This is a genomic window from Nocardioides allogilvus, from assembly GCF_003047285.1.
Classification (GTDB): domain Bacteria; phylum Actinomycetota; class Actinomycetes; order Propionibacteriales; family Nocardioidaceae; genus Nocardioides; species Nocardioides allogilvus.
This window is the reverse complement of the sequence record NZ_PZYX01000017.1, coordinates 45788-53915: the sequence shown is the minus strand read 5'-3', so window position 1 is coordinate 53915 and position 8128 is coordinate 45788. Positions and strand designations below refer to the sequence as shown.

The 8128-nt window shown below is 67.8% G+C and carries 3 protein-coding genes; all 3 read right to left on the bottom strand.

The window, feature by feature from the left end:
- Positions 1-227 precede the first annotated feature (227 nt).
- The 3 genes from C9J87_RS18470 to C9J87_RS18460 all read right to left on the bottom strand — a co-directional run bounded on the left by C9J87_RS18470 (position 228) and on the right by C9J87_RS18460 (position 8104).
- Entirely contained in the window at positions 228-3002 is a 2775-nt protein-coding gene (locus C9J87_RS18470; RefSeq protein WP_010834719.1) for a heavy metal translocating P-type ATPase, read from the bottom strand.
- A gap of 297 nt (positions 3003-3299) precedes the next feature.
- Positions 3300-5759 (bottom strand): heavy metal translocating P-type ATPase, encoded by a 2460-nt coding sequence (locus C9J87_RS18465; RefSeq protein ID WP_010834718.1) that lies wholly within the window; start codon positions 5757-5759, stop codon positions 3300-3302.
- Positions 5756-8104, bottom strand: a complete 2349-nt coding sequence (locus C9J87_RS18460) for a heavy metal translocating P-type ATPase (protein ID WP_010834717.1) — start codon at positions 8102-8104, stop codon at positions 5756-5758. Before C9J87_RS18460 ends, C9J87_RS18465 begins: the two co-directional genes overlap by 4 nt.
- Positions 8105-8128: the final 24 nt, after the last annotated feature.

The window sequence follows — 8128 nt, the reverse complement described above, 5'->3', positions numbered from 1 at the left end:
GCCTCCGGTTCGGTGAGATGCGTCGCTGCTCCACACCTCACCCGGAGGCCTTCACCTGTGTCTAGAGCCGCTGCCTAACCTCCGTGGACAGAACAGCTAGGGCGCCTCGTGTCCCTGCGATCTTGACCTCCCGAGATGGAGAGTCCAACCAGATCAGGTCAAGATTCGCTGAAGAAATCCGCCGGGTCGATCGACCAATCCGCGACAGGTCCGCACGTGGCAGTCGGTCAGGTACCGGTGCCGGCGTACATGCCTGGGTCCTTCTCGAAGCTGGCGGCGCAGTGCTCGGAGCAGAAGAGGTACGTCGTTTCGGCGTACTCAACGCTGCGAACAGCATCAGCGGGGTCGATTGCCATTCCGCAGACAGGGTCGACAACGGTTGCACTGGACATGGGTGATCCTCCTTGGTGAGTGCCTTTTGTGGTGTCCTTCGCTGTGGGCCCTACCTCTACGACCGGTTCCCCCTCGAGGGGTTGGACGGTGTCAGGAAAGGCCCGGGGGCGGAAGGTCTTGAGCCGGTTGGCATTGGCGACCACCGACAGAGAAGAGAGGGCCATTGCCGCGGCGGCGATCATGGGGCTCAAGGTGAGGCCCAGTGACGGGTAGAGGGCGCCCGCTGCGACGGGGATGCCGAGCCCGTTGTAGACGAAGGCGAACCCCAGGTTCTGCTTGATGTTGCGCATGGTGGCCCGGGACAGGTCGACTGCGGTCACCACACCGGCCAGGGCACCTGAGACCAAGGTGATATCAGAGGACTCGATGGCCACGTCGGTGCCGGTGCCGATGGCTGATCCGATGTCCGCCTGGGCCAGGGCCGGGGCGTCGTTGATGCCGTCGCCCACCATCCCGACGATGCGTCCCTCGGCTTGGAGGCGCTTGACCTCCGCGGCCTTGTGCTCGGGCAGGACCTCGGCGAGCACCCGGCGGATGCCGACCTGACGTGCGATCGCCGCGGCCGTGGTCCGGTTGTCGCCGGTCATCATGACGACGTCGATGCCGCGCGACTGCAGTGCCGCCACGGCGGCCGCCGAGCCATCCTTGACCGTGTCCGCGACGCCGATCACCCCGGCTGGGATACCAGCAACTGCCGCGAGGATGGGTGTCTTTCCGTCGACGGCCAGTGCCTCGACGTGAGCAAGCAGCGGGGTGGGGTCGATGCCAGCGCCCGCTAGGAGTCGTGGGCTGCCGACCAGCACTTCGCGGCCGGCGATCAGCGCGCGGACGCCCTGCCCCGTGACCGAGTCGAAGGCGGTGACTTCAGGGAGAGGCAGGTGTTGGCGCTTGGCCCCATCCACGATTGCGGAGGCCAGCGGGTGCTCGGAGGAGTTCTCGACCGCGGCCACTGTCGCGAGCAGGTCGTCGCCGGTGAAGCCTGCCAATGGAATCACATCGGTCAGGACGGGGGTGCCGTTGGTGATGGTGCCCGTCTTGTCCAGCACGACCGTGTCCAGTTTGTGCGCGGTCTCGAGTGCCTCTGCCGAGCGGATGAGGATGCCGTTGGTGGCGCCCTTTCCGGTACCCACCGTGATGGACATGGGCGTGGCGAGGCCGAGGGCGCAGGGGCAGGCGATGATGAGGACTGACACTGCGGCGACGAGCGCGAACACCAAGGCGGGGTCGGGGCCGGCGAGGGCCCAGACCACGAAGGTCCAGACTGCGATGGCGATGACCGCCGGGACGAAGTAGCTGGACACTGTGTCTACGAGTCGTTGGATCGGCGCCTTGGAGCCCTGCGCCTCCCGGACCAGCTTGATGATCCGGGCGAGCATGGTCTCCCCGCCGACCTTGGTCGCGGCATAGCGGAAGGTGCCGGTCTGGTTGATGGTCGCCCCGATGACGGTGTCACCTGGCGCCTTGGCGACCGGAATCGGCTCGCCCGTGACCATCGACTCGTCGACCGCGGAAGCTCCCTCGGTGACTTGTCCGTCGACTGGCAGTTTCTCGCCCGGGCGCACCACGACGATGTCGTTGACGACGACGTCGTCAATCTGGACCTCCACCTCGAGGCCATCACGCACGACGCGAGCCGTGCGCGGCTGCAGACCAATGAGGGTGCGGATCGCTTCACCCGTGCCTGCCTTTGCTCGGGTCTCGAGCAGGCGGCCGAGCAGGATCAGCGTGATGATCACCCCGACTGCCTCGTAGTACACCTCGCGCACGTCTTGCGGGAGCAAGCCGGGGGCGACAGTCACGACCAGGCTGTAGCCGAAGGCTGCGACCGTTCCGAGGGTGATGAGGGAGTTCATGTCCGCGGTCCGGTGGCTGAGAGCCAACCAACCTGTGCGGTGGATCGGCCAGCCCGTGTACACCATGACGGGCGCGATCAGGGCCAACTGGAACCACCTGTTCATCAGGAGCTCGGGCATCCAGGTCACAGCGAAGAACTCGGTCAGCATGACGGCGAAGAGCACCGGGGCGCTGAGGACCGCTCCCACGATCACCCGACGGGACAGATCCGAGATCTCCGCGGCACGCTCGGCGGCCTCCGGGTCCTCACCCTCGCGACCGTCTGGAGACACAGAATCGTTTGTGTCGGTCACCACCGGTGACTTGTTACTGTCGCGGTTCGTTTGAGAGTGGTCGCGACCCAGGTTGTCGTCAGTGGTCGGGGTCTGTCCCGAATCGTCTCCCCCGGCAACGCGAAGCGTCCCGCTGATCATGTTCATCCCGCAGGCGAAGCGGTAAGTCCCCTCCTCCGTCGGAGTGAACTCCACGGCAGTCGTGGCATGTGCCGGCAACAGCTCGTTGACCTTGAACTCCGGCATGACGACCCGCGAGGAGCAGTCGCCGGATTCCTGGCGGTCAAACACCATCCGCACTGGGGTACCTGGTCGCACCTCGAGCAGGTCAGGGTGGTAGCCGCCCTTCACCGTCACTCGAACCACCTGGAACCCGTCCTCGAGCTGCGCGTGGCTGGTCCTTCTTGGGCCGAAGAAGAACCACGCGAGCACGCTGGTGAGAATCAGTGCGGCCAAGATGACGAGTGCGTCATTGACGTTCATCGGACTTCTCCTCCGGTCACGGCGATCGAGCAGGCAACCGCGCAATGGCAATGCCTCGCTTGCGTACTTACTCAGGCAACCGGCTGCAGGTATCGGGTGTGCATTCCTGCCGTGAAGGTTCGATCAAGAAACCGGCCCTAGTCAGTCGGCGGTCTGACTCAGATCGGACGGTCCTCGAGCGACCCCTCGAGAGGGCCATCACTGCCCTGGCGGTGCTGCGCGCGGAGGTGCTCGACTGCCGCGTCTCCCATCGAATGCACGTGCTCCTGGAGTTGACCACGAGGGCCCTTGGGGGACCTAGTGCGCTGGCTGCAGGCTGTCAGCCTGAACTGGTTCGGGGTCAGCGGGCTGCGTGGGCAGCGGTAGGCGCTTGAGCATCAAGGCATTCACGGCAACCAGGAAGCTCGACCCGGACATTGACAGCGCGGCGATCTCGGGCCGCAGCACCAGGCCGAACGCGGGCTCGAAGACGCCGGCGGCGATCGGCAACGCGATTGCGTTGTAGCCCACTGCCCACCCGAGGTTCTGTCGCATCTTGCGCAGCGTGCCCCGTCCGATCGTCAGTGCCACCGGCACGTCGAGCGGGTCGGAGCGCATGAGGACGACATCGGCGGCCTCGATGGCGACGTCGGTGCCGGCGCCAACGGCGATACCGACGTCGGCCTGCACCAGCGAGGGCGAGTCGTTGACGCCGTCGCCGACCATCGCGACGACGCGTCCTTCGTCTTGCAGCTGCTGGACGTGACGTGCCTTGTCCTCGGGCAGCACCTCGGCAATGACGGTGTCGATTCCGAGTTCCTCCGCGATCCGCTCGGCGGTCGCGTGGTTGTCGCCGGTGAGCATGACGACCCGGATGCCGGCCTTGTGCATGGCCGTGACTGCGGCGGCGGAGGTCTCGCGGACCGCGTCGGCCATCCCGATCACGGCGACCACGTTGCCGTCGACGGCGACGAACACCGCGGTGCGTCCGCCTGAGGCGATTTCGTCGCGCTGCGCTCCGAGGTCGCCGACCGCGATGTCCTCTGATTCCATGAGCCGTCGGTTGCCGATCGCGACCTTGTGTCCGTCGACCTCGGCGAGCGCCCCGATGCCGGTGACGTTGCGGAAGCCGGTGGCGCGCAGGCGTGGGGCGTCTGTCGCGTCGACGTGACGCACGACTGCCTGAGCGAGTGGGTGCTCGGACTCGCGTTCGAGGGCACTGGCCAGGGCGAGGGCTCGTTGTTCGTCGACGCCGGGGGCGAGGACGACGTCGGTGACCTCGGGTTCGCCTTTGGTGAGGGTGCCGGTCTTGTCCATCACCACGGTGTCGATCCGGGCCGATGTCTCGATCGCGGTGGCGTTCTTGAACAGGATGCCCCGCTTGGCACCGAGCCCGGAACCGACCATGATCGCGGTCGGCGTGGCCAGGCCCAGCGCGTCGGGGCAGGTGATGACGACAACGGTGATCGCGAACAGCAGCGCGGTCTGCACGCTCGCGCCCGCCGCCAGCCAGACCAAGAAGGTTCCGGCCCCGCCGATTAGGGCGACAAGGACGAGCCAGAACGCGGCTTTGTCCGCGAGTCGCTGTCCGGGGGCCTTGGAGTTCTGCGCCTGCTGCACGAGCGCGACGATCTGGGCCAGGGCAGTGTCCGCGCCGACCTTGGTGGCACGGACGCGGAGGGTGCCGGTGGTGTTGACGGTGGCCCCGATGACCGGGTCGCCAGGTGACTTGTGCACCGGGAGGCTCTCGCCGGTGACCAACGCCTCGTCGACGTCGGAGTCACCTTCCTCCACGACCCCGTCGGTCGCGATCTTGGCGCCCGGGCGCACCAGGAGCAGGTCCCCGACGACGACCTCCGCTGTGGACACCTCGACCGGTTCGCCGTCGCGGATGACGAGACCCTGCGGAGGCGCCAGATCAAGGAGGGTTCGGATGGCGTCGTTGGCGCCGCCACGGGCGCGCATCTCGAACCAGTGCCCGAGCAGCACGAACGCGGTCAGCACCGTGGCCGCCTCGTAGAACACCTCACCGCCACCGGTGAGGGTGACCCCGAGCGAGTAGAGCCAGCCGGCCCCCACGGCGACGGCAACCAGCACCATCATGTCGAGCGTGCGAGCGCGCAGCGCCCGCCAGGCCCCGTCGAAGAAGATCCAGGCCGAGTAGAACACCACCGGCAGTGACAGCAACAGGCTGAACACGTCGTCGCGTAGGCCGAACGGCGCGACGGTCTCGAAACCCAACACCTCCCGGCCGATCGGTGACCACAACAGAATGGGCACGGAGAGCAGCGCAGCAACGAGGAGCCGGTTGCGCATGTCGCGGACCATGTCGGCCATCGACATGGACCCGTGCCCGCCGTGGCCCATCGCGTCGTGCGGCGAGCTCACCGGAGACGCGGGTGCCGTCGGGTGCCCCGCGTGCGCGTCTTGGGTGATGTGGCCGTCGTGTCCAGTCGCGGACCTCGGCTCGGTCATCGGGTCGCACACGTGCTGCGGGACCGACTGGCCGGCGCAGTGGAAGCCGCACTGACGTACCCACGCCCGCAGCTCGCTCAGGTTCGTGCGGTTGCGGTCGTAGGTGACAGTGGCGGTCTGCGAGACCGGGTTGGCATCGACCGAAAGGACACCGGGCCGCCGGGCCAGAACGGCCTCGGCCACGTTCTTGCTGCTGGCCCATTGGACTCCCGAGACCTCCAGGACGGTGGTGGCGATGCCGTTGCTCTCGCCACCCTGATGCCCGGGATCGTGTTGGCCGTCGGAGTGTGAATGCGTGGTCATCGCTCTGCCTTCCTGGAAGAAACGCGGGTCACCGCGTGGTCCTGCCCTGCGTCCGGATGAGATGAGGAGGATGTGGAGACGGCCTGGAACCGGCGCAGCCTCAGGCTGTTGGACACCACGAACACCGAAGAGAACGCCATCGCAGCGCCGGCGATGAGTGGGTTGAGCAACCCGAGTGCGGCGAGGGGAAGAGCGGCCACGTTGTAGGCGAAGGCCCAGAACAGGTTGCCCTTGATGGTCCGCAAGGTACGGCGCGAGAGTCTGATCGCGTCGACGGCCGCGCGCAGATCGCCACGCACCAGTGTGAGGTCAGAAGCCTCGATGGCCACGTCGGTGCCGGTGCCCATGGCGATGCCGAGGTCAGACGTGGCCAGTGCGGCGGCATCGTTGACGCCGTCGCCGACCATCGCCACGGTGCGGCCCTCGCGCTGGAGACGTTCGACGACAGCGACCTTTTCCGCCGGGAGAACTTCGGCGATCACCTCGTCGATGCCGACTGCCGCGGCGACGGCGCGGGCGGCGCGTTCGTTGTCGCCAGTGAGCAGCACCGGGCGCAACCCGAGCTGCTTGAGCTCGGCGACGGCCTGGGCGCTGGTGGGCTTGATCGTGTCGGAGACGACCACCACGCCACGGGCGGCGCCGTCCCACCCGATGGCAATCACGGTCCGGCCCTGCTGCTCCGCGATCTGGACCGCCTCAATGAGGTGCGCATCGAGGGGTTGGCTCCACTCCTGGGCGAGCCAGCCCGGCCGTCCGGCCACGACGGCGTGGCCGTCCACGACGCCCGCAACCCCGAGGCCCTGGGTTGAGGCGAACCCCTCGACGTCGGGCAGCCGTTCCCCGAGTCGGGCGCGGGCGCCGGCTGCGATCGCCTGACCAACCGGGTGTTCCGAGGCGTGCTCCACAGCCCCGACCAGCCGGAGCAGGTTCTCGGCGTCGACGCCGTCGGCGGGGATGGCCTCGGCCAGTTCCATCCTCCCGGTGGTCACGGTGCCGGTCTTGTCGAGCACGATGGTGTCGACCACCCGGGTGGACTCGAGGACCTCGGGGCCCTTGATCAACACGCCGAGCTGGGCGCCACGACCGGTCCCCACCAGCAGGGCGGTCGGTGTGGCCAGCCCCAGGGCGCACGGGCAGGCGATGATGAGCACCGCTACTGCGGCGGTGAAAGCCGCGGTCACGCTGTGTCCGGTCAACAGCCAGCCAGCCAGCGTCAGCAGGGACAGGCCGATGACGACGGGCACGAAGACCGCCGAGACCCGGTCGGCGAGGCGTTGGACCTGCGCCTTGCCGTTCTGGGCGTCCTCGACGAGTCGGGCCATCTGAGCCAGCTGGGTGTCGGCTCCGACCCGGGTGGCAGCGACGACCAGTCGACCGCCGGCGTTGATGGTGGCACCCACGACCGGATCACCAGGGCCGACTTCGACCGGGACTGGTTCTCCCGTGAGCATGGAGGCGTCGACGGCAGAGGTACCCGCCTCGACGACTCCGTCGGTGGCGACCTTCTCCCCCGGGCGTACGACGAACCGGTCGCCGACGGCGAGCTGGTGCGCGGGGATGCGCACCTCTCCCCCGTCCCGGAGGACCGCGACATCCTTGGCGCCCATGTCGAGCAGCGCTCGCAGCGCCGCGCCGGACTGTCGCTTGGCGCGGGCCTCGAAGTAGCGGCCGGCGATGATGAAGGTGGTGACGGCCGCGGCGACTTCGAGGTAGATGTGGACGCCCGCGTCTGCATCGGGGAAGAGGTCGAACGGCATCCGCATTCCGGTCATCCCGGCGTGGGTGAACAGCAGCGCCCACAGCGACCACAGCCAGGCGGCGGAGACTCCGACCGAGATCAGGGTGTCCATGGTGGCTGCGCCATGCCGGGCGTTGGTCACGGCGGCGCGGTGGAACGGCCAAGCACCCCAGACCACGACTGGTGAGGCCAGGGTCAGGGAGATCCACTGCCAGTTGTCGAACTGCACCGCCGGGATCATCGACAAGGCCAGCACCGGCACGGTCAGCACCGCTGAGATGACCAGTCGCTGCCACCAGCCCGCGGCCTCGATGTCCCGGTCGTCCGACGCGGTGGCAGTCGGTGGTTCCCCGTCGCTGTACGCCGGAGGCGGCACGGTTGCGGTGTAGCCGGTGGCCTCGACCACCCCCACGAGGTCATCGGGGGTGAGCGTGGCTGGGTAGCTGACCTTTGCCTTCTCGGTGGCATAGTTGACCGTGGCAGTGACCCCGTCCAGCCTGTTCAGCTTCTTCTCGATCCGAGCCGCGCAGGAGGCACAGGTCATCCCACCGATGCTCAGATCCAGCTCACGGCTGGACTGATCTGGGGTGGTGGTGGGCGTCGTCATCCGAGTTCATCTCCTCGCACAGCC